The organism is Gemmatimonadaceae bacterium (assembly GCA_020846935.1).
Lineage (GTDB): Bacteria > Gemmatimonadota > Gemmatimonadetes > Gemmatimonadales > Gemmatimonadaceae > RBC101.
In genome coordinates this window covers 50,723-73,938 of the sequence record JADLCY010000007.1, presented here as the reverse complement: position 1 = coordinate 73,938, position 23,216 = coordinate 50,723, and the positions used below count along the sequence as shown (strand labels likewise).

General features: G+C 68.6%; 19 protein-coding genes. 6 read left to right on the top strand and 13 right to left on the bottom strand.

The window, feature by feature from the left end; translation table 11 throughout:
* Window positions 1-123: 123 nt before the first annotated feature.
* The 8 genes from IT361_09145 to IT361_09110 all read right to left on the bottom strand — a co-directional run bounded on the left by IT361_09145 (window position 124) and on the right by IT361_09110 (window position 9,004).
* Window positions 124-870: an SAM-dependent chlorinase/fluorinase gene (locus IT361_09145; protein ID MCC6317843.1), complete on the bottom strand. Its 747-nt coding sequence runs from the start codon at window positions 868-870 to the stop codon at window positions 124-126.
* A gap of 3 nt (window positions 871-873) precedes the next feature.
* The gene (locus tag IT361_09140) at window positions 874-1,977 is read right to left on the bottom strand and encodes an Mrp/NBP35 family ATP-binding protein (GenBank protein ID MCC6317842.1); all 1,104 of its coding nucleotides are present in this window, start codon (window positions 1,975-1,977) and stop codon (window positions 874-876) included.
* Between the two features lie 13 nt (window positions 1,978-1,990).
* Window positions 1,991-3,031 (bottom strand): bifunctional oligoribonuclease/PAP phosphatase NrnA, encoded by a 1,041-nt coding sequence (locus IT361_09135; protein MCC6317841.1) that lies wholly within the window; start codon window positions 3,029-3,031, stop codon window positions 1,991-1,993.
* A gap of 70 nt (window positions 3,032-3,101) precedes the next feature.
* Window positions 3,102-4,568, bottom strand: coding sequence for an amino acid permease (locus IT361_09130; protein ID MCC6317840.1), 1,467 nt, complete (start codon window positions 4,566-4,568; stop codon window positions 3,102-3,104).
* 257 nt (window positions 4,569-4,825) lie between these two features.
* Window positions 4,826-6,385 carry an IMP dehydrogenase gene (gene guaB, locus IT361_09125; GenBank protein MCC6317839.1) on the bottom strand — a complete coding sequence of 520 codons (1,560 nt, stop codon included), beginning with the start codon at window positions 6,383-6,385 and terminating at the stop codon, window positions 4,826-4,828.
* Window positions 6,386-6,616: 231 nt separating this feature from the next.
* A complete protein-coding gene (locus IT361_09120; protein MCC6317838.1) occupies window positions 6,617-7,048 on the bottom strand; it encodes a hypothetical protein in 432 nt (143 codons plus the stop codon).
* Between the two features lie 72 nt (window positions 7,049-7,120).
* Complete coding sequence (locus IT361_09115) at window positions 7,121-8,104, bottom strand: DUF882 domain-containing protein (GenBank protein ID MCC6317837.1); 984 nt, start codon at window positions 8,102-8,104, stop codon at window positions 7,121-7,123.
* A 6-nt stretch (window positions 8,105-8,110) separates the two neighbouring features.
* Window positions 8,111-9,004: a DUF882 domain-containing protein gene (locus IT361_09110; protein ID MCC6317836.1), complete on the bottom strand. Its 894-nt coding sequence runs from the start codon at window positions 9,002-9,004 to the stop codon at window positions 8,111-8,113.
* 585 nt (window positions 9,005-9,589) lie between these two features.
* On the opposite strand from IT361_09110, the gene IT361_09105 reads away from it, so the two are divergent.
* The 6 genes from IT361_09105 to IT361_09080 are packed head-to-tail and all read left to right on the top strand — an operon-like array spanning window position 9,590 to window position 15,948.
* Entirely contained in the window at window positions 9,590-11,131 is a 1,542-nt protein-coding gene (locus tag IT361_09105; GenBank protein ID MCC6317835.1) for a 2,3-bisphosphoglycerate-independent phosphoglycerate mutase, read from the top strand.
* Window positions 11,132-11,139: 8 nt separating this feature from the next.
* Window positions 11,140-11,826, top strand: coding sequence for a hypothetical protein (locus IT361_09100; protein MCC6317834.1), 687 nt, complete (start codon window positions 11,140-11,142; stop codon window positions 11,824-11,826).
* Window positions 11,827-11,863: 37 nt separating this feature from the next.
* Window positions 11,864-12,481 (top strand): molybdenum cofactor guanylyltransferase, encoded by a 618-nt coding sequence (locus IT361_09095; protein ID MCC6317833.1) that lies wholly within the window; start codon window positions 11,864-11,866, stop codon window positions 12,479-12,481.
* Between the two features lie 48 nt (window positions 12,482-12,529).
* On the top strand, window positions 12,530-14,038 hold the full coding sequence (gene dacB, locus IT361_09090) for a D-alanyl-D-alanine carboxypeptidase/D-alanyl-D-alanine-endopeptidase (GenBank protein MCC6317832.1): 1,509 nt from the start codon (window positions 12,530-12,532) through the stop codon (window positions 14,036-14,038).
* Window positions 14,038-15,288, top strand: a complete 1,251-nt coding sequence (locus IT361_09085; GenBank protein ID MCC6317831.1) for a molybdopterin molybdotransferase MoeA — start codon at window positions 14,038-14,040, stop codon at window positions 15,286-15,288. Before dacB ends, IT361_09085 begins: the two co-directional genes overlap by 1 nt.
* Window positions 15,289-15,948, top strand: coding sequence for a methyltransferase domain-containing protein (locus tag IT361_09080; protein MCC6317830.1), 660 nt, complete (start codon window positions 15,289-15,291; stop codon window positions 15,946-15,948).
* On the opposite strand, the gene IT361_09075 is transcribed toward IT361_09080, so the two are convergent.
* From IT361_09075 to IT361_09055, 5 genes are all read right to left on the bottom strand, one after another.
* On the bottom strand, window positions 15,938-18,589 hold the full coding sequence (locus IT361_09075; protein ID MCC6317829.1) for an ABC transporter permease: 2,652 nt from the start codon (window positions 18,587-18,589) through the stop codon (window positions 15,938-15,940). The two genes, IT361_09080 and IT361_09075, sit on opposite strands and share 11 nt — an antisense overlap.
* 4 nt (window positions 18,590-18,593) lie before the next feature.
* Window positions 18,594-18,917: a PadR family transcriptional regulator gene (locus IT361_09070; protein ID MCC6317828.1), complete on the bottom strand. Its 324-nt coding sequence runs from the start codon at window positions 18,915-18,917 to the stop codon at window positions 18,594-18,596.
* Between the two features lie 259 nt (window positions 18,918-19,176).
* A complete protein-coding gene (locus IT361_09065; GenBank protein ID MCC6317827.1) occupies window positions 19,177-19,617 on the bottom strand; it encodes a hypothetical protein in 441 nt (146 codons plus the stop codon).
* Window positions 19,614-21,671, bottom strand: a complete 2,058-nt coding sequence (locus IT361_09060; protein MCC6317826.1) for a (Fe-S)-binding protein — start codon at window positions 21,669-21,671, stop codon at window positions 19,614-19,616. Before IT361_09060 ends, IT361_09065 begins: the two co-directional genes overlap by 4 nt.
* Window positions 21,672-21,719: 48 nt before the next feature.
* Window positions 21,720-23,153 carry an aspartate aminotransferase family protein gene (locus tag IT361_09055; protein ID MCC6317825.1) on the bottom strand — a complete coding sequence of 478 codons (1,434 nt, stop codon included), beginning with the start codon at window positions 23,151-23,153 and terminating at the stop codon, window positions 21,720-21,722.
* Window positions 23,154-23,216 lie beyond the last annotated feature (63 nt).

Here is a 23,216-nt window from a genome sequence, read left to right as displayed (position 1 = left end):
GATGAGCCCTGCGGCGCGTGGACCACGGCAGTCTCGCGAGGTGGCACGGATCCGTATGGCAAGGGGCGGATCACAAGGGCTTCGCCCGACCGCGTGCGGTGTCCGTGGCTTGAAGGCGGACCGCTAGCGGTACCACACGACCGTCGCGCCCCGCGCGAGGCCGAGCATGCTGGCGGCGTTCCCGTCGCGGAGCGCGACTTCGAGGAGCCCGCTCGACCCCATGAGCGCCACCGGTGGTCCCGGCGCAACGTCTCCATAGGTCGCGCGAACGGGCACCGGGCGTCCGGCGGCCGCGACGACTCCGTGGCGCACACCGACGAGGTTGGTGATCGCGTTGCCAAAGCGGTCGATTGCGATGACCTCGCCGATGATCGCGCCATCGTCACGACGCACGGATTCTGGCGTGCGGCGCACGACCGGCGACGCATGCGGCGCGCCTAACGAGGTCAGGCTGGCGCCCGTGGCGAGGGCAGCCGCCGCCGGGGCAAAGACATCGCGACCGTGGAAGGTGCGCGATGCGGACGGGCCAACCGGAAGCGCTACCACCTGCTGGTCGCCGACGAGCAGCGCAGGGGAAAGCACCCCGTTGTCAGGGCCCACGAGGTAGCGACCCTCCGACGCCACGGCGAGGGCGGCGCGCGCGGTGCCGACGCCGGGATCCACCACGACCACGTGCACCGTGCCGGCCGGAAAGCGGCGCCAGTAGCGAGCTACGCCCAGCCGTGCCAGCTCGACGTCGTGGGGCGGGATCTCGTGGGAGAGGTCGACGAGGTTGCCCTCCGGGCAGAGAGACAGCAGCACCCCCTTCATCTCCGCCACGTACCCGTCGGCCGTGCCGAAATCGGTGAGCAGCGTAATGAGGGGCCGCATGGGCTATCGTCGCTGGGGGACGCCGAGGACCTCGTGGAGCCGTCCGGCGATGGCGTCGAGCGCCCTGGCCGCCGGCGATGCGGGATCGGCGGCGACGATCGGTCGGCCGGTGTCACCGCCCTCCATCACGCGCGGCGCGATGGGCACCTGGCCCAGCAGGTCGAGATGGAGTTCGTCAGCGAGGGCTTTGCCTCCGCCCGAGCCAAAGAGCGCGGTGGGCTTGCCACAGTGCGGGCACTCGAACCAGCTCATGTTCTCGACGATACCGAGCACGGGGACGTTTACGCGCTCGAACATCTTTGCGCCGCGCAGTGCATCACCCGTCGCGACCTGCTGCGGCGTCGTGACGATGATCGCGCCGGACACATGGGTGGCCTGCACCAGCGAGAGCTGGGCATCGCCGGTCCCCGGCGGCATGTCGACGAGGAAGTAGTCCAGCTCGCCCCACGCCACGTCACGCAGGAATTGCGTGGTGATCTTCATGACGATCGGGCCGCGCCAGATGGCCGGTTGATCGCGGTCGATCAGAAAACCCAGCGAGATGAGCTTCACGCCGTGGGCCTCGCGCGGCACGATCTTCTCGTTATGCACCGGCGGCGCCCCGTCCACGCCCATCATGCGCGGGATGTTCGGGCCATAGACGTCGGCGTCCATGAGCCCGACACGAAAGCCGCGCCTGGCCAGCGCCACCGCGAGGTTCACAGCCACGGTCGACTTGCCCACGCCACCCTTGCCTGACGATACGGCGATCACGTGCCCCAGGTTCGGGTACAGGACCGGCGTGGGCGCCGAGGGTGTGGCGGCAGGCGGCCGGTTGTCCATCACCGGGAGCGGTCCGCGGCTGCGTGCCGCCGGGCCCGGCACCTCGGCAGGGTCCTTCACCTCGACCCTCACGCCGGTGACGCCGTCGACGCCTTCCACGGCGTGCCGCACATCACGCACGACGGTTGGATCGTCGCTCGACGCGAGTACGACGGTCAGGCGGACCTTGCCGTCGGTGGTCGTCCCGATGTCACGAATCATGTCGTCGGCGAGCACGCTGCCCGTGGAGCGGGGGCTGCGCACGCCGGCGAGGGCAGTTTCGATGCGTTGCTGAAGGGTGGTCACGATGTATTCGAAGTCAGACAGCGTCGGCGGGTTGCAGCACGCCCACATAGTCGCGGGCGGCGCTCACCACGCGTTCACGAACCTGGTCAAGGGTGCCGGGAATGAGCGCCCCGGACGCCTTGGCGTGGCCTCCTCCGCCAAACTCTCGCGCAAAACGGTTCACGTCGACCTGCCCGGTCGAACGGAACGAGACTTTCACCTTCCCGTAGCCGAGGTCGCGGAAGAACAACGCGAGGCGCGTCCCCAGGATAGAGCGCGGGTGTTCGACGATTCCGTCGAGGTCTTCGGGACTCACGTCGTAGCGCTCGAGCGCGTCCGCGGTCACCGAGATCCACGAGATGCCATGTTCCGCATCGTGGCCAATAGAGTGGAGCGCGTCGCGGAGCAGAAAGATCCGCCCCGTCGAGACCGACGCGTAGATGCGTCGATACATCGTCTCCGGGTCGACACCGGTCCGGAGGAGCGAGGCGGCAATGGCGTGACAGCGCGGCGAGGTGTTCGCGTACCTGAAGCCACCGGTATCGGTGAGGATCGCGGTATAGAGCGACTCGGCGATCGGCGTGGTGATCGGCAGGCCGAGCGCGGTGGCAAAATCGAACACCAGCTCACCGGTGGCGCACGCCGAGGGATCGTCCATCAGCAGTTCGCCAGCGGGTTCGTCACTCGGCACGTGGTGGTCGATGACGATGCGTGGAACGGTGAGGCGCCGCACGCTGTCAGCGAGTTGCCCGAGCCGGCGCATGTCGCTCACGTCAAGGACGATGAGCGCGTCCAGGCCATTGAGGGCCCGGACACCGTCGCGCGTGCTCTCCTCGATGGAGTCATCGAGGAGGAAGGCAAAGATCGACGGCCAGGGCGTGGGGTTGATGACGCGCGCGGCGACGCCCAGTTCGGGCAGGAGCCGCGCCATCGCGGCCACCGACCCACAGGCATCCCCGTCCGCGTTGATGTGCGTGGTGATCCCGACGCGTTTGGCGCCACGCAGAGTCTCGGCGATGCGTTGCGCGGCGACGCGACGGGCCGGGGCGACGTCCAGAAGATCGGAAAGTGGCACGTGGGGTCTGCAAAGACGAAGCGGCGCCCCGGGTTGGAGCGCCGCCTCAAAGATACACGGTTCCTGGGTGCTACCGCCCGGCTTCGGCTCTGGAGACCCGCGAGTTGTGCTTCCCGTAGCCAAAGTAGATCAGCAGGCCGATGGCGAGCCAGATAAGGAGTCGGAGCCAGGTGTCGAGCGGAAGGCCCGACATCATGTACCCGCAGATCAGGATGGCAAGAACAGGCACCACGGGTACCATAGGTGTCCGGAACGGTCGGTGCAGATTGGGTGACCGGTAGCGAAGCACAAGAACCCCGGCGCTGACGATGACGAAGGCGAGCAGCGTGCCAATCGACACGAGCTCACCGAGGAGCCCGATCGGGAACATGCCCGCAACCAGGGCCGCGACGCACCCCGTGATGATCGTGGAGACGTAGGGCGTCTGGTAGCGGGGATGGATCTTGGAGAACAGCGGCGGGAGAAGTCCGTCCTTCGACATTGCGTAGAAGATGCGGGGCTGTCCGAGCAACATGACCAGCACCACGGACGCGAGGCCGGCGATGGCTCCGAGAGCGACGAGCATGCGCAGCCACGACAGGGCCGGACCGGCCTTCGCGATCGCCACGTACACCGGATCGGGGACGTTGAGCTCGGTGTAGCTGGCGAGCCCCGTCATCACGAGAGCCATGAGGATGTAGAGCACCGTGCAGATGGCCAGCGAACCCAGGATGCCGATCGGCAGGTCGCGCTGGGGGTTCTTGGCTTCCTGCGCGGCGGTGGACACCGCGTCGAACCCGATGTACGCGAAGAAGATCACCGCGGCCCCGCGCACGACGCCCGAGAGTCCGAAGTGTCCGAACTGGCCGGTGTTCTCGGGGATGAACGGCTGCCAGTTGCTCGGCGTGACGTACATGAAGCCAAAGCCGATGACCAGGAACACGATCGCGACCTTCACGAACACGATGATGTTGTTGAGCCGCGCCGACTCCTGGATGCCGATCACGAGCAGCGTGGTGAGCAGCCCGATGAGCAGCATCGCCGGGAGGTTGATCAGGTTCCCGGTTGGGACCAGCGTGTGCGTCCCCTGTACCGCAAAGGGCGCATTGGTGAGTGCGGCGGGCATGTTCACGCCGACGTAGTCGCGCATGAACGACGTGAAGTACCCCGACCATCCCACGGCGACCGTGGAGGCGGCAAAGAGGTACTCGAGAATGAGATCCCAGCCGATGATCCAGGCGACGAGCTCACCGAGTGTGGCGTAGCCGTAGGTATAGGCCGAGCCGGCGATGGGGATCATCGACGCAAACTCGGCGTAGCAGAGGCCGGCGAAGAGGCAGCCGAGGCCTGCGAGCACGAACGAGAGGACGATGGCCGGACCAGCGTACTGGGCGGCGGCGGTTCCGGTGAGCACGAAGATGCCCGCGCCGATGATCGCGCCGATGCCCAGCAGCGTGAGGTTCATCGCACCGAGGGTGCGCTTGAGGGTCACCGTTTCGCCGGTGCCCTCCGCCTCTCGCATCAACTGGTCAAGGCTTTTCTTCGACCAAAGTCCCATATCGGGAGTCTCCGGTGGTCAGGCGTGAGATGGGCGATCGCGAGGGATCGCCCGGAAGGGTGGTACAGGGGACGGCGAAAGTGGACCTCGTGGCGAGGTGTTGTCAACGGGCCAGAGCGAGCGAGGCCCGGGTATGGGCATGGCGCACCCTGTAGACCACCGCCAGCGGTATGGTGGCGCCCGGAGACGAGGTGGGACACGGCACACGAGCCCGACCCCATTCCTCCGGGCATCGGGCCGAGGCAATCAGGCGCCGCTCAGATCGAGTAGTTAGGCGCTTCGCGCGTGATCTGCACGTCGTGCGGGTGCGATTCGCGGAGACCGGCGGACGTGATGCGGACGAACTGCGCCTCCGTGCGCAGCGATTCGATCGACCCGCATCCCACATAGCCCATGCCGCTGCGCAGACCGCCCACCATCTGGAACAGCACGTCGCTGACGGGGCCCTTGTAGGGTACTCTGCCCTCGATCCCCTCCGGCACAAGCTTGCGCGGCGACAACTCGCCGTCCTGGAAGTAGCGATCGGCGGAGCCGTCCTGCATGGCGGCGAGTGAGCCCATGCCGCGAATCATCTTGAATCGGCGCCCCTCGAGCAGGAACGACTCGCCCGGAGACTCTTCGGTGCCCGCGAGCATCGATCCCATCATCACGCTCGACGCGCCGGCGGCCAGCGCCTTCACGATGTCGCCGGAGTACTTGATGCCGCCGTCGGCGATGACCGGAATGTCCCCCGCACCCTCCACCGCATCGATCACGGCCGTGAGCTGCGGCACCCCGACACCGGTGACCACGCGCGTCGTGCAGATGGACCCGGGCCCCACGCCGACCTTCACGGCATCGACGCCGCGTTCGACCAGGGCCGCCGCCCCTTCCCGGGTGGCGACGTTGCCCACGACGAGCTGCACCTGCGGGAACGCCTCGCGCACCGCGACCGTGGCCTGGAGAACGCCGTCGGAATGCCCGTGCGCGGTGTCGATGATCAGCACATCGACCCCGGCGTCGACCAGGGCCCGCGCGCGATCGAGATAGTCGCCGCCAGCGCCTAACGCGGCGGCACAGCGCAACCGGCCATGCTCGTCCTTGTTGGCCGTGGGATACTGCTTGCGCTTGTGGATGTCCTTGACGGTGATGAGCCCCCGCAGGTGGTACTCGTCGTCCACCACCGGCAACTTCTCGATGCGGTGCTTCGCGAGGATGCGCTCGGCGTCGTCGAGCGTGGTGCCGAGCGGCGCCGTCACGAGGTTGCGCGACGTCATGGCCTCGCGGATCGGCTGCTGCAGGTTCCGCTCGAACTGCAGGTCGCGGTTGGTGATGATCCCGACCAGCTTGCCGGTGCCGTCGACGATGGGCACGCCCGAGATCCGGAACCTGGTCATCAACGCCACGGCCTCACGGAGCAGCGCGTCCGGCGACAGCGTGATCGGGTTGAGGATCATCCCGCTTTCGGAGCGTTTCACCCGGTCGACTTCGGCGGCCTGACGGTCGATCGACATGTTCTTGTGCACCACGCCAATGCCACCGGCGCGGGCCATCGCGATCGCCATCTCCGATTCGGTCACGGTGTCCATCGCGGCCGAAATGAGCGGCACGTTGAGCTGGATGCCCCGCGTGAGCCACGAAGCCGTGCTGACATCGCGCGGGTGGGTGAGCGCGTGCCGCGGGACGAGCAGCACGTCGTCAAACGTCAGCGCCGGTTCGGTCCGGATCCTGGCAGACGCCGACGAGGAGGCGGCGCCATTGGCGCCAATGCGCAACGGCCCGCGATCCGTGGTCGTCGGATGCGCGGGCCGTTCGGGAGATCGAGTTGATGTCGCCATAGCGAAAGCTAGGCGGGTCACGGGGCGACCTCAAGCGCCTTTGAGGATCCAACGCCATCACCACGGGCACCACCACCCTTCGCCATCACCATCCGGGATACACGCACCCGCACCACGTTCAGCTCAGTCGCGCCACAGAGCCGACCGCCCGCACGACGACGTCGAGGCGATGCTCCAGCCTCGTCGTTGCCCTGGTCGTGGGCCAGTGCGACCGGCCCAGGACCCGTCGAGTTACGGCCCCTGCGTCGTCGGAGCCCCGGGATCCGCAGGCGGAGGCGGCGTGGTCGTCGGAGGTGGCGAGGTCGGCGATGACGAGGGGGCCTGCGACTCTCCGGTGGCCCCCTTCACCGTCGAGCTCGCGGCCGTCACGATGTCGCTGGCCACGGATTTTCCCGCCGCGGCCACGCCGCTCAACACACCGGCAGCGCGGTTGAGGAGCCCCATCGTCTCCGAGATGGCCGTCGCCGACACCTTGCCCGCGCGGAGCGTGTCTTCGACGCCTTCGGTGAAGCGTGTGAACAGGTTCGACGCCGACACGGGTTCGCGCGCGCCGTACCTGGACGAGAGGAACTCCAGGTAGTCGAGCACCTGATAGGCGCGTTCGTCGTTCAGTGTGTCGAGCTGCCGGATGAGGCGTTCGCGAAGGTGCGCAGAGGGAGCCATGGCCGCGTGGGATTCGGTGGAGTGGGACGACGTCCCGACCCTCAACCTACCCTGCGGACGCCCCGTCGGGTTTCAGGCGCGCCAGCGGGCGCGACGTCCACGCACGTCGATATGCGCGTAGGGGGAGCCACCGCGGTAGACGCCAAGCCCGCCCACGAGGTCCGGGTGCTCACGCTCCACGCGCTCCACGGCGCGTTCGATGAGCGAGATGTCCACCCACGTCACGCGGCCATCACCATTGGCGTCCACGGCCACATCCGCGGCGTCGCCGTACTGATGGCGGCTGTCGCCGGCGGCGCGTGGCACTCGGCGGTTGTGGAGCGGCGTGCGGAAGCCGGAATGCACGTCCACGTCGACCTCCGCGCCACGCTCCCCGCGGAACCGCGCGATCTCCTCGAACACGAGTTCGAGCTTGTCGAGCAGGCGCGGGTCCATGGCCACGTAGCGGGGCCAGGTGGTCTGCTCATCGTGCGTGATGAAGTCCTCGATCGTGAGATGTTCGGAAACCGGCAGCGTCACGTCCACGGCGCGCACTTCGAGGAACCCTGGCGGGGCCGCATCGAGGTCACCGCGTCGCTCGCCGGCATAGAAGCCGATGCGATAGCCGTTGATGGAGATGCCGCGCTTGGCGCTCATCGGCGTGAGGACGCCGACGGTGAGGCTGTCCACGACGCGCCGCTCATCACCATCCAGGATCGCGAGGTGGTAGAATCCCGGCGCAGCCGGTGCGAAGATCGGGCCGGCCAGGGGGCGCGGTACGGCCACCCCGGCCAGCGATCCCACGGGCACCCACTCGTACCGCAGTCCTTCGGGTGACGTGCTGAGTTCGAGCGGAATGGAGACCGGCGTCGAGGGGAGCGCCGTCACCATGCGAACCGCACGGCTGCGGCCATGTGCGCTCGTGCTGGGCCGCGCCAGCGACAGCCGCGGAGCGCGAGGGGTGTGCACGCGTGCCGGGCCAAACGCGGCATCGGCGCGCGAAAGAATGCCGAGCGAGGCGACCGCGAGCGCGCCGAAGAAGAGCGCGGGACCAAGGCGAGAGCGACGCGGCGCCACGCTCCGCTAGACCCCCCAGCGGGCGCGCGTCCCGCGAACGTCCACGTGCACGAACGGTCCGTGGCTGCGCGTGCTCTTGTAGAGTCCGGCGCCCCCGGCGAGTTCGGGATGCGCCCGCTCGACGCGCTCGACGGCGTCGAGGATCACGCGGGTGTCACGCAGGTCGACCCGACCATTGCCGTCGAGGTCGTCCATGCGCTCGTTGCCGTCGTTGTCGATGAAGATGTCGGCCGCGTCGCCGTACTGGTGGCGGCTGTCGCTGGCTCGCCCACCGCGTCGGACGCCTTTCGCGTTGTACTGCGGCGTGCGGAAGCCGGACATCACCCGCACACGATCCACGGTGACACCTCGCGCCTGCAGGTCGCTGATGATGAGCTCGAGCTTGTCGACGAGCGCTTCGCTCAGCACGAGGTACTTGGGCCACACGGCCTGCTGATCGTGCGTGAGAAAGTCGCGCAGCATGAAGTGCTGCGAGACGCGCGTGTGCTGGTTGGCCGGGGTGATCTCGATGAAGCCTTCGGGTACCGTGCCGCGCCCGGTGCGTTCGGCGGGCCAGCGGCCCATGTGGTACGCGCCGAGCCGCGTCCCCTGCTTGGAGCGGAAGGGAAGCATCGTGATCATCGAGAACGGGCCGCTCGCGGCAGACGCCGTGTAGACCCCTGGCCGACTCGCCGCGCTGTCGCCAAAGAGCTGCTGCAACACGCGGATGGGGCCACCGCGGGCCGCGGACACGAGCCGAGCCAGGAGCTTGCCGCTCCTGCCCGTCAGCGAATCCACGACCGATAGCGAGTCGGCACGGACCGTCACGGCGCTCTCGCCCGACGCCTGCGCATGCAGGTGTGGCGTCGACAGCGCGAGCGTGGCGGAGATCAGGAGGGCCTGATGTGCGAGACGGGCCATGCGGGGGAACGAAACGGGTCGAACGAGAGCAACACGAGACCAGCGACCACGTTTCGACGACGCCCCGGGCGCCCGCCACGTCACTGGGGAGCTTCGGCAGGTGACGAACCACCAGAGCGCGCGGTGATCCGTGCCTTGCGAAGGAGTGGGAAAGCTACCTCGCACACATGATTGTGCCACCGTTGTACGCGTCAGGATTCCGCCGCGTTTGACCACGCGGACAGCTCGAGGGTTGCCGAGCCAGCACCGCCTGGCAGGCACGCCTGGTTGCTGAACCATGCCATCACCGCTGCGGCCGAGTTCGCGCAGGCTCGGCGAGCCGTCGCAGGCGAGCGCTTCGCGTTCCCTGGACGTCGATCGGCAGCGACGCCGGCGCCGCGCTGAGTCCGGGCGCTTGCGGCGGACGCGGCCGGCCACATCCGCGCGCGTCTGGCAACGCGGTGCGCGTCGTCTCGCGCCAGGCGCGCGACGCGCGATCCAGTCGCGGGAACCCGTTGATCCGAGGTGTCGACCCGCCACGCGCCCAGCCCCACTCCGCTACATTCCCCGTTCCCTTTCCCCCCGCTGGCGACCGCCCTTCGACCCATGCCTGGTACGACTCGACCAGTAGTGCTCGTCGTCCTCGACGGCTTCGGGTTCCGCGAGGCACCGGACGGGAATGCCATTGCCATGGCGCGAATGCCCACCTGGAAGGCCCTGTGGTCGAGAGCGCCGCGGACCCTTCTCGAGGCATCCGGGCGGGCGGTGGGGCTCCCCGTCGGGCAGATGGGAAACAGTGAGGTGGGTCACCTCAATCTGGGCGCCGGACGCGTGGTGAAGCAGGATCTCGTGCGCATCGACGAGTCCATCGAGGATCGGAGCTTCCAGACGAAGCCCGCGTTCCTCGACGCGTGCGCCCGGGTGAAGGGCAATGGCGGCACCCTGCACCTCATGGGGCTGCTCGGGGATGGTGGCGTGCACGCGATGGACCGCCACCTGTTTGCGCTCATCGACCTGGTTCACGCGCAGGGCGTTCCCCGCATCGCGCTGCACGCGTTGATCGACGGCCGCGACACCCTCCCGACGAGTGGGCTCGGCTACCTGCGCGCCACACTGGCCCATGCGGCCGGCCGGGTCGTCGTCGGATCGCTCGGCGGGCGCTATTTCGGCATGGACCGCGACAAGCGCTGGGAGCGCGTGGTGAGATGGTACGACGTCGCCGTGCGAGGCCGCGGGACCACGACCGAGGATCCGGTGGCGGCGATCCAGGCGTCCTACGATGCCGGCGTGACGGACGAGTTCATCGAGCCGCTCGTGGTGACCCGGGACGGCCAGCCCGTCGCGCCGATGCGCGATGGAGATGCCGTGATCGCGTTCAACTATCGGTCCGACCGCATGCGGCAGATCACGCGTGCCATGATGGATCCCGGCTTCACGGGGTTTGACGTGCGCGATCGACCGCAGCTCTCGCTCGCGACGATGACATCGTACGACGAGTCGTACTCGTTTCCGGTCGCGTTCCCGCCCTTCTCGATGGCGCGGATCATGGCGGAGGTGATCTCGGAGCGCGGGATGACGATGTTTCGTACGGCGGAAACCGAGAAGTACCCGCACGTGACGTACTTCTACAATGGCGGCATCGAGACTCCGTTCGCCGGCGAGGAGCGCAATCTGGTCGCGAGCCCGAAGGTGGCAACCTACGACCTGCAGCCGGAGATGTCGGCGCCAGGTGTGACCGACGTGTTGTGCCATGCGATCGCGCGGGGCACGTACGATTTCACCCTCTGCAACTACGCGAATGCGGACATGGTCGGGCACACCGGCTCGATCCCGGCGGTGATCGCGGCGCTCGAATGCGTCGACGCGTGCCTCACGCGAGTGGTGAAGGCCGCCGAGCAGGCCGGAGCGCGGCTGCTGGTCACGGCCGATCATGGCAACTGCGAAGTGATGATCGACCCGGCGACGGGTGGACCGCACACGGCGCACACGACCAATCCGGTGCCGTTCGTCGTCGTCGACCCCGCGGGGGAGCGTGCCCTGCGATCCGGGGGCGCGCTCTGCGACGTGGGCCCCACGATTCTTTCGATGCTCGGCATCGACCAACCTTCCGAGATGACGGGACGCGACCTCCGGTCCGGCCCGGCGTGAGTCACCACATGCAGAATCGATTGCTCCTCGCCTTCTCGCTCCTGGCTCCCGCGGCCGCGATCGCGCAGGTGGGACACGTCCCGGCACGGTCACCGTACCGCGACCTCGAGTATCGCCAGGAGCTGACCTTCCTCGGTGGCAGCTTCGATGCCGCGATCGACCCGGCGCGCGTGGCACCGACCGGGGGACCGATGGTCGGCGCGCACTACGAGTTCCGCGTGGGTGGCCCGGCGTACCTCACTGCGCGGATGGTTGGCGTCTTCGCGAATCGCACCGTGATCGACCCCAAGCTCGAGCTGGTGAACCGCAATCTTGGCGAGAAGTCGGTGCCGTTCCTGCTCACGGACCTGGGCTTCTCGCTCAACCTGACCGGCTTCAAGAGCTGGCACGGCCTGATCCCGGTCCTGGGTGGTGGCGGGGGCATCGCCACGAGCTTCGAGAGCCTCGACGCGGGCGGGTACCGTTTTGGTTACCCGTTCGTCGTGACCGTCCGGCCCGGCCTCAAGTTCGCGGCGCGCGGGCGCTGGCAGGGACGACTCGACGCAACGAACTACTTCTACCGCGTGCGCTATCCCGAGACGTATTTCGTGAAGACCGGCGCCGACGATCCGGTGTTGCCGCCGGGGTCCGCTCGCAACTACTGGAAGCGCAACCTCGCGATCACGATCGGGGTCACGCGCAGCTTCGGTCGTTAGGCGACCGCCACACACGAGTCACCGGGGGCGCGTGACCATGGGCCACCGCCACGATGTGGACCGATGCATCGGCGTGATCATGGCCGGCGGGGGTTCCACGCGGTTCGGCGGGCGCCCCAAGGGTCTTGAACGCGTCGGCCGCGCGCGGCTGATCGACCGCGTCGCCGACGCGCTGCGCACGTGTTGTGATGACCTCCTGCTGGTCGCCAACGACCCCGAGGCGGAGCGCTGGATCCCGGGCGTGACCGTGCGGCGCGACGTGCGGCCGAACGAGGGTGGCCTCGGTGGGCTGCATGCCGCACTCACGCATGCCGCCGCGCCGGTGATCGTCGTGGCGTGGGACATGCCGTTCGTGACCGGTGCCCTGCTCCAGCGCCTGCGCACCTGCGACCCGACGGCTGACGCCGTGCTGCCGTGGAGTCCGGGGCCACGCGGCGTCGAACCGCTGTGCGCCTGGTACGCCCCGGCGTGCCTCCCGGTCATCACGAGATGCCTCGATGCGGGCGAGCGTGCCATGGTCGGGTTCCATCACCTGGTGCGACTCACCGTGCTGCCCGAGGGCGAAGTGCGCACGTTCGGTGACCCGTCGGAGCTCTTCCTCAACGTGAACACGACCGACGATCTGGCCCGCGCCCAGGCCATCGCGTCCCGCTAGGCGGCACCGGTCGCGCGCCGGTCGCGCGGTCGCGATCTTTGCTGCACCATGACCCTGCCTCGCGTCTCCCTGCGCCCCGCTGCGCTTGCGCTGTTTGCGGCCCTCGCCGGGTGCGCGTCGTTGCGCGGTGGTCGCGCAACGGAGCCCGTGCGCGAACTTCGCCGCGCCACTGACTCGCTCCTCGCCCAGCCGCGATTCCGTTCAGCAGCGCTGGGCGTGCTCGTGGTCGACCCCGCGCGCGGGGACACGCTCGTCTCGCGCAACGCCGGCAAGCTCTTCATCCCCGCCTCCAACCAGAAGCTGCTGACCGGCGCCGTGGCGCTCACCCAACTCGGCCCCGACTTCCGATTCTCCACATCGGTGTTCGCCGATGGCCCGATCGCCGACGGCGTCGTGTTCGGGAACCTGCGGTTCGAGGGGATGGGCGATCCCAGCATGAGCGACCACATGGCGGGCGACGCCATGCGTCCGCTGCGCGCACTCGCCGATTCGCTCGCCGCCCGTGGGGTCGTGCGGATCCGCGGCGCGCTCGTGCCCGGCCGCGACGCCTTTCCCGACGCCACATGGGGGTTCGGCTGGGCGTGGGATGACGTGGATTTCGCGTATTCGGCGGGCGTGGACGAGTTGTACTTCAATGAGGGCTTCCTGGCGATCGATGTGATCGGCGGGCGGAGCGCCGGTGAACTGCCCGCGATGCGCGTCCGGCCGAATCCCGCGTTCCCCAACGTGCGTGTGCAGGCGACCACCGTGGAGCGCACCACGCCGGGCGAGCGGCCGCGCGTGCGAGCGTCGCACGACAGCACGGACGCGCTTGCGGTCATCGTGGACGGCGCGATCGCGATCGGTGATTCACAGCGGGTGGAGCTGACGCACCGCGATCAGGCACGCGCGTGGCTCGAAGCGGCACGCACCGCGCTGCGCGATCGCGGCATCCTGGTCGATGGCGGCATCGGCGAGCGCACGCCGGCGCCGCCGACCGCCTGGACCGAGCCCGCCGGTACACTGTTGTTCTCCGTGGCGTCGCCTCCACTGTCGGAGATCCTGGTCGCGTTCGAAAAGCCTTCGCAGAACCAGATCGGGGAGATCCTGCTCAAGTCGCTGGGCCGAGCAAAGCGCGGCGCCGGGACCGCCGACAGCGGGGCCCGTGTCGTGCGGGATCAGCTCGTGGCGTGGGGTGCGGCACCCGATGGTTTCGTGGTGCGTGACGGGAGCGGTCTCTCACGGCACAACGTGGTGACGCCGGCGACGATCATCACGGTGCTCGACGCCATGCGCCAGGGGCCGCTCTTCGAGACCTTCCGCCGTGCGCTTCCCATCGCCGGCGTGGACGGCACGATTGGCACGCGCATGCGGGGCACACCCGCGCAGGGAAACGTGCATGCAAAGACCGGCACGCTGGACATGGTTCGTTCGCTCTCGGGATACGTGACCACCGCCGATGGGCGCCTGCTGCTCTTCAGCCTGCTCGCGAACAACTTCACCGTGCCCACGCGCGAGGTCGATGCGCTGCACGAGGCGATCGCGGTGCGGCTGTCGCAGCTCGGAGGGCGCCGCTGATGCTTCCCGTCGCCGAGGCCGCGGCGCGCGTCACCGCCGGCATTCTGCCGTTGGACCCCGAGCGCGTCGCTCTTCTGGACGCCGTGGGGCGCGTGCTGGCCGAGGACGCGATCGCCGGGTACACGATGCCTCCGTGGACCAACTCGGCCATGGATGGTTATGCCGTGCGCGCCGCGGACATAGCCGGCGCCAGCGCGAACGCGCCCGTGCTCCTGCGCGTGCTGGAGACGGTGGCGGCCGGCGCGTTTCCCTCGCGGCCCGTCGGCCCAGGCGAGGCAACGCGCATCATGACGGGCGCACCGGTGCCCGAGGGGGCCGACACGGTGGTTCGCGTGGAGGACACCGACGACGGCGTCGAGTCCGTCGCAATCCGCGACACGCGCGACAGCGGCAAGAACCTCCGGCCGCGAGGCGAGGACTTTCCCGCGGGCGCGACCGTCGTCCCCCGCGGAACGCCCATCGCGCCGGCGCAGGTGGGCGTGCTCGCGTCGTTGGGGCTCGGGTCGGTGTCGGTGCACCGCCAGCCGATCGTCGCGATCCTCGGTTCGGGGGACGAACTCGTGGACCTCGACCGGTTCCACGACGTCCTCGCCGGGCGCAAGATCGTGTCGTCCAACTCGTACACGCTCTCGGCGCTCGTTCGCGCCAACGGCGGTGTGCCGCGGCTCCTCGGCAACTCGCCCGACGACCCGGAGGCATTGCGTGCCCTGCTGGCGCGGGCGCGCGGCGCAGACCTGGTAGTCACCTCGGCGGGTGCGAGTGTAGGGGCGTTCGACCATACCCGGGCCGTGCTCGCCTCGTCGGGTGCCACGCTCGACTTCTGGAAGGTGAAGATGCGTCCCGGAGCACCGATCGGGTTCGGCACGCTCGGTGGCACGCCGTGGATTGCGCTGCCCGGAAATCCCGTGTCGGCGATGGTCACCTTCGAGCTATTTGTGCGACCGGTGATCCGCCGCATGCTCGGTCACGCGCGCGTGCATCGTCGGCCCGTGCCGGTGCTGCTGGAGGAGCCCGTGGCGATCGCGGCCCGCCTCACGCACTTCCTGCGCGCCATCGTGAGCGTCCGCCCCGACGGCATGCTGGGGGCACGACTGACCGGGCCCCAGGGCTCCGGCATCCTCACCTCGATGTCGCGGGCCAACGCGTTGCTCATCATCCCGGAGGAGCCATCACACGTGGCGGCCGGTTCGCGAGTCAACGCGTTCCTGACGAGCGAAGACGCATCGCTCTCCGCGGAGTTCTTGCTGTAGATGAGCCTGCGTGACCGGTTCGACGTCGCGGAAACGACGATCCGTGTCGGCGACCATGCGTGGACGCTCGAACATCCGCGCAGCGCCGAGGCGCTGATCAGCGAGCCCGATTTCGAGCGGGACGAGCGGCTGCCGTACTGGGCCGACATCTGGCCGTCGGCGCGCGTGCTGGCCGACGTGCTCGTCAGGCACCAGGGCGACGGTCGAACGGCCCTGGAGCTCGGTTGCGGGAGCGGACTCGTGGCGTGTGCGCTCGCCTGTGCGGGGTATCGGCTGACGGCCACCGATTACTACGAGGATGCGCTCGCGTTCACGGCGGCGAACGTGCTGCGCGCGACGGGCGTGTCGATCACGACGCGCCTGGTCGACTGGCGCCAGCTTCCCCGGGACCTCGGGCGCTTCGATCTGGTCGTGGGCGCCGACGTGCTGTACGAGCGCGGCTACGGCCCACTCGTGGCAGACGCGCTGGCGGCGACGATCGGTCCGCGCGGCGTGGCGTTCATCGCCGACCCGGGTCGCGTGGGGTTCGATGCGTTCCTCCAGGCGTGCCGGGAGCGTCGCTTGTCCGTGGACGAGGCGTGGACCGTGCCGCACGCGCTCGACGCGCAGCGCCACGACGTGCGTATCGTGACGCTGGTGCGGGATGCGCCTAACGGTTGAGGACCTCCGATGCCCCGCGGCGCAGCACGCGGCGCGCCGGGAACCACGCGGCACACACACCGGTGACGACGATCGCCGCGATTACCGTGGCGAAGGTGAACGCATCGCGCGGAGACACGCCGAAGAGCAGCTGCCGCAGGACGCCGCCGGCCGCGAAGGCGACAAGGGATCCGACGACCGCCCCGGCAGCGGTCAGCGCGAGCCCGTGGCGAAGGATGAGCCATCGCACGTGGGCGGGTGCGGCGCCGAGCGCGAGCCGGATGCCGATCTCGGGGATACGGCGCTGTGCCGCTTGCGCCACGACGCCGTACACGCCGATGACCGCGAGAATGGCGCCCACGACCGCGAACGCGGCCAGCAGCAGCGCCATGAACCGTTCGCGCACGAGCGAACGGTCGACGATGCCCTCCATGGTGCGGATGGAGAGCACGGGCAGCATCGGGTCCAACGCGGAGATCGCCGACTCGATGGGGCGAAAAAGCGCCGATGGATCGCCGCGCCCGCGCACCACGACGTGGAATCCCGTGCGCGGGTCCTGGTAGATCGGGTCGATGATCTCGATCTGTGGCGGCGTCCCGACGGCGACCTGCCGTTCGTCGCCGACCACCCCGATCACACGGCGCCAGACGGATGACGAGTCGGGAGTGAAGTCATTCGCGATGTACTGCCCGATCGGGTCGCGTCCGGCAAAGTATCGCGTGGCAAGCGTCTGGTTGATGATGATCACGGGCTCGCCACCGATGCCGTCGGCGTCCTCGAACGTGCGGCCCGCGATGAGTGGCACGCCCATCGCCTTGAAATAGTCGCGGCTCATCCGGCGGTGCAGCACCTCGCGACCGGCGCCGTCGCTTCCGCGACCACGGATCGCAAAGTCCATCGTGAGGCCGGTGGCCGTGAGCGGGACGTGCGAGGTCAGCGCCGCATACTCGACGCCGGGGATCGCGCGCAGCCGCGCCAGCAGCTGGTCGTAGAAGGCGGTGAGGGCCTGCGGCGGGTCGTCGCGGCGCGTGGGAAGGCTCAGCGTGAGCGCGACCGTGCCGCTCGTCACGAACCCCGGGTCGACCAACGTGAGGCGCTGGTAGCTGCGGACGAACAGGCCGGCGGCCACGGTGAGCGTCACGGCCAGAGCAACTTCACCCACGGCGAGGCCGTGCACCCACAGGTGCGCCTTGCGCCCGGCACTGCTGCCACGCATGCCGTCCTTGAGCGCATCGGCCGCTGGACGTTGCGCCGACCAGAGTGCCGGGGCCGTGCCAAAGATCGCGGCGCTTGCGGCGCACAGCATGAGCACGACCGCAACGACGCGTGCATCGGGCTGAACGTTCGATACCGGCAGCAGTCCGGCAGGCTGCCACGCGACGAGCACGCGCGTGCCCCACCAGCCGATCGCCAGGCCCACCGTTCCCCCGATCAGCGACAGCAGAGCGCTTTCGGTGAGCGCCTGCCTGACGATGCGTCCCCAGCTGGCGCCGAGCGCACGACGGAGGACGACCTCGCGCTCGCGCGCCGCGGCGCGGACGAGCAGCAGATTGCCCACGTTGGCGCACGCGATGAGCAGCAGCAGGCCCGTCGCGCCCAGGAGGATCATCAACGGGCGCCGCGTGGACCCCACGAGGTACTCGTGCAGCGGGCCGAGGTCGGCTTTCATGCTCGCGTTGATCCTGGGGTGCTCGCGTTCGAGCGCGCTCATCACCGTCATCAGCTCGGCGCGAGCCTGCTCGATGGAGACACCGGCGGCGAGTCGTGCCACCGGCCGCATGAAGTGCGCCCGACGGAACCAGTCCTGCCCGCGGTCCTGCGGATCCCAGTGCGACGGCGTCCACATCTCCGTGTCCTCGGAGGGCAGGCCGAAGCTCCCTGGCATCACGCCCACGACTTCGGCGTCGCGCCCGTCGACCCGGAGCGTCCGACCGACCACGGAGGAGTCGGAGCCGAACTTGTCGCGCCACGCGCGGTGGCTGAGCAGCACCACGCGACGGCCGGTCGACCACGTGTCGCCGTCATCGAAACCGGCGCCTAACGCGGGGCGCACACCGAGCAGCCTGAAGAACCCGCCCGTAACCGCAACGGCGCGCAGCGCCGTGGGATCGCCGGCGCCCACGACGATCGCTTCCTCCGTGAAGTTCGTCCACGCCTCGACCCCGCTGAACGACGACACGCGTTCGCGCCAGTCGAGCATGTTCGCCGGCGCCGCCGTCTCTCCACGCCACCCCTTCACGTCGTTGTTCTCCCAGAGCGCAACGAGTCGATCGGGTTGGGTGAACGGCAGCGGGCGGAGGATGACCGCGCTCACCGCCGAGAAGATCGCCACGACCGAGCCCATGCCGAGGGCCAGCGTGAGGATCACCGTGCCCGCCAACGTCGGGTTGCGCCGCAGCAGGCGGAGCGCAAACCCGAGGTCGGCGCCGACGTCCGCCAGTGGCCGGTCGCCACGCCCATCGCGATACGTCTCCTTGGTCCGCTCGACGCCGCCGAACGCCGCCAGCGCGCGTCGACGGGCCTCGTCAGGCGGGATTCCATGGCGAACGTGCTTCGCGGTTTCCTGATCGAGGTGGAACTGGATCTCGTCCTGCAGGTCCTGCTCGTCGCTCGCGCGGCGGAAATTGGCGCGCACGCGCATCCAGGCGTTGCGGAATCCCATGGGCTCAGGCCTCGAGGATGTACTCGACCGCGGTGACGTAACGCCGCCAGTTTGCCGTTTCCTGCCCCACCGCCCGGCGCCCAGCGGCCGTGAGCCGGTAGTACCTGGCGCGCCGGTTCTGTTCGGTGACCTGCCACTCGCTGTCGACGAGCCCGCGCTGTTCGAGTCGCTGGAGCGCGGGGTAGAGCGAGCCCTGGTTCACGTCGAGCACGCCGCGTGAACGTTCCTGGATGCGCTGACTGACACCCCAGCCGTGCATGGGTTCTGCGCTCAGCACCTTGAGGATGAGCAGGTCGAGGGTGCCTCGGAGGACGTCGGACTCGGGCATGGGAACGGGCGGCAGGTGTTGTCGGATTTCGACACTACGGAAGTTGTTGCTGTCGAGTTCCGACAGCAAGGGCCAGGCGCGCGCGGAACCCATGACGCGACCGATGCGCGAACTGTGTCAACTGAACAGCAACCTGCTTGCCGACGACGCTGATCACGGTGCGCCATAGCGCGCCTGATAGACGGCCCCCTGGGTCGCGTGAACGCGAAGGGGTGACGGATCGCGCCGTCACCCCCAGCCTACGGTCCCCGCTCGCGAGTCACCGCTGCTCGGCGCACCCCTCGTACTTCGTCTCCCCTATCTCCACACGGGCGCGGTACGGCCATTGCTTGTCCGACATGCCATCGCTGCACGACGTGCGCGTGATGACCGCCTCGATCGTGCCGCGATCGCCGATGCTGTTCCAGCGCAGAGAATCGCCAACCATGACCGCACGTGCGGCGTCGAACCGCAGGCCGGCGGTGTCCTCGGGCGTCGTGAAGCGCATGCCGGTGGCATCGATGTGCAGCGCCCAGAACGGCTCGGTGCCGACCAGCCTGAACGAAGGATCAACCGGCTCAGGAGCCGTCGTGTCGGTTGCCGAGACGATGTCGGGTTCCGTGGAACCCGACGCGAGGCTACCGGCCGCCGCCGGCGGAGATGCGCGACCACACGCCGCCGCCATCGCGACTCCAACGACCGACACCAGGCATCGCCTCATGTCGCGAGGCGATCCGCGACCACCTCGGCGATATCGTAGACCGGAACCTCCGAACCGAGCTTCTTCCCGGCATCACCCAGCATCGTCATGCAGAACGGGCACGCCACCGCAATCGCCTCGGCGCCGGTGGCGAGCAGTTCCTTCTTGCGTTCGACGTTGATGCGCTCGCCCACCCGCTCCTCCATCCACATGCGGCCGCCGCCCGCCCCGCAGCAGAGCCCACGATCCTTCGATCGCGCCGCTTCGACGAGCTGCACCACCGGGAGCGCACGCTTGAGCGTCTCGCGCGGTGCATCGTAGATGTCGTTGTAGCGACCGAGGTAACACGAATCGTGGTAGGCCATCACGAGCTTCTCGCCCTCGGACGTCCTGAGCGGCACGCGCCCCTCGGCGAGGAGGTGCTCGATATAGGTCGAATGGTGGACGACCTCGTAGTGCCCGCCGAAATGCGGGAACTCGTTCCCGATCTGATGAAAACAGTGCGGGCATGACGTCACGATCGTCGTCACGGCATAGCGATCGAGCGTCTCGATCGCCTGCTTTGCCAGCACCTGATAGAGGTACTCGTTTCCCATGCGGCGTGCCGGGTCGCCGTGGCACGCCTCCTCCTGGCCAAGGATGGCGAACCGAATGCCCGCCGCCTGCATGATGCGCGCGAACGCCACGGTGGTCTTCTTTGCGCGGTCGTCGAACGATCCCATGCAACCGACCCAGAACAGCAGGTCCGCCGTTTCTCCGCGCGCCTGCAGCTCGGCGAGCGTCGGGATGTCCATGCCCTCCGCCCATCGGGCACGATCCGCCGGCTGAAAGGCCCAGGGCGCGCCGTTGCGCTCCAGCGCTTCGAACGCGGGAAGCACCTCTTCAGGGAATCGCGACTCTGTCAGCACGAGATTGCGCCGCATCTCGTTGATGATCTCCAGCTGATCGATCGACACAGGGCACTCGTGCACGCAGGCTCGGCACGACGTGCACGCCCACAACTCGTCTTCGGTGATGAAGTGATCGAGCAGCGTGTGCTGGCGCACGTCCGCGTCGCCGTCGGTTCGGGCCGAGCCGATCAGGGGCAGGCCAAACACGTCGTCACCGCCCACGAGCGTTGGCGCGACCTCCCACAGCCGCTGCCGCGTGTCGATCACGATCTTGCGCGGCGAAAGCGGCTTGCCCGTCAGGTTCGCCGGACACACCGCGGTGCAGCGGCCGCACTCCGTACACGCGAAGCCGTCGAGCAGGTTCTTCCACGACAGGTGCGTTACGTCCGCCGCGCCAAACACCTCCGCTTCTGTCTCCAGGTCCATCGGCTTCATCGCGCCGATCACACCAGGCCCGCTCGTGTTGGACAGAAACGTGTTGGGTAGCGACACGATGACGTGCAGGTGCTTCGAATACGGCAGGTAGTTGAGGAACGCGAGAATGAGCAGCGCGTGGACCCACCACGCGACGTCGCGCATCGCCGTGGCTGAGCCGGGCGACATCCAGCCGAGCGCCAGCGCCACCGGCGTGGAGACGGGCTGCACCGCCATCGGGTAGTGTGGCGTCACGAGGCGATCGCCCGCGGCGACGAGAATCAGCGTGACCATCAGGGCGCCGATCATCGAGAGGATCAGGATCGCGTCACCGGAATGCACACCATCGCCCTGGAGGCGACGCGGCTTCACCACGATACGACGGTAGAGCAGCACGGCAACCGCGGCGAGCACGGCGCCCGCGGTTGTTTCCTGCGACGCGAGGAACAGGTAGTGCAGCGGCCGCGGGAGGATGCTCGCGTACGAAAAGCCGGGGATCACGCCCTGCACGAGGATCTCGATGGCCCCGACCTGCAGCACGACAAATCCCCAGAACACCAACGCGTGCAGGGGCCCGGCTACGGGATCGCGCAGGATTTTTGTCTGCGCGATGCCGATCGTGAGCAGGTTCCAGAGCCGACGCGGGAGGTCGTTCAGCCGAAAGGTCGCCTGACCCAGCCGGAGGTATCGCACGAGCCGCTGGGCGCTGTACGAAAACATGCCTGCGCCAAGGAGCAGGATGAGCAGGAAGATCGCGTTCGAAACCGGCATCAGTCAGCGCGACAGGATGTCATGTCAGGTGTCAGAGACGATCCGAAGCTACTGGCGCGCGGGGGTCCGAGCCAGCGTGCTTCGCGCCACGTCCACGATGACCTCGAAGGCAGCGTGCACATCGGCTTCGGTCGCGTCAAATGCGCCCACCTGGAATCGAATCACGACGCGCCCATCGACCCTGGTCTGCGTGAGGTAGATGCGGCCGTCGTCGTTGATCGCGTTCACGAGCGCGACGTTGTGCGCATCGAGATCAGCGACGCCTGCCGGCGCATGGCGGAACGAGAACAGGGAGAGCACGGGCTCGCTGGTCACGTCAAACGACGGCTCCGCGCGCAGGCGTTCACATAACGCGCGCGACCATGTGACGTGCTGGCGGATCATGGCACGCAACCCTTCGAGCCCGTGCGAGCGCAGGAGAAACCACAGCTTGAGCGCGCGGAACCGACGGCCGAGCGGGATGTGCCACTCGCTGTAATTGATGACGTCGCCCTTGCCGTGCGTCCTGAGGTATTCGGGCTGGATGGCCAGCGTGCGCACGAGCGATGCCGGATCGCGAACGAAGTGCGTGGAGCAGTCGAACTGGGCGCCGAGCCATTTGTGCGGATTGAGCACCACGCTGTCGGCGCGCTCGACGCCGGCCCAGAGCGTTCGATACTCCGGGCAGATCATCGCTGCGCCCGCCCACGCCGCGTCCACGTGCGTGAAGAGGCCGTGACGCTGCGCCACATCACAGACGGCGCCTACCTCATCGGTGGCGCCGACGCTCGTTCCACCGACGCAGGGGATCACACCGACGGGAAGGTGTCCGGCCTCGCGATCCTCGCGCACCCTGGCGTCGAGTGCGGCGACGTCCATGGCCCGCGCCGCTCCGCGCGTCGGGATGCGCACGAGGTTCTCCTCCCCGATCCCGGACACCCAGATCGCGCGGTCGATCGAGGAGTGGACCTGATCGGACGCGTACACGCGCAGCCGCGGTTGCCGCGAAAGGCCCTCGCGGTTGCCGGCCCAACCCGACGCGCGCTCGCGCATCACGAGGACCGCGGCGAGTGTCGCCGACGATGCGGTGTCCTGGATGACGCCCGTGAACTCGTCGGGGAGTCCGAGTGCCTGACGAAACCAGTCGAGGACTACCGTCTCGAGTTCGGTGGCGGCGGGCGACGTCTGCCAGAGCATGCACTGGGCCGCCATGGCCGTGACGAGCGACTCGGCGACGATCGAGGCTGGAGCAGCGTTGGCCGGGAAGTAGGCAAAAAAGCGCGGATGCTGCCAGTGCGTCATGCCGGGTACGATGATGCGCTCGAAGTCGGCAAAGATCGCGTCCATCGACTCGCCGAGTTCCGGTGCGGTCGCGGGGAGTTGCGCGCGGACGTCGCCTGGCGACACCGGCGCACGCACGGGCCGGTCGCGCAACGTTTCGCGGTAGTCGACGCCCCATTCGGCGGCGCGCGTGGCCCAGTGGCGGAACTCTTCGGGGAGCACTTGTTGGGTGGGGTGAGTCGCGGACGAGTGGCTAGCGGTAGCGCTGCTCAGGGCAACCTACCC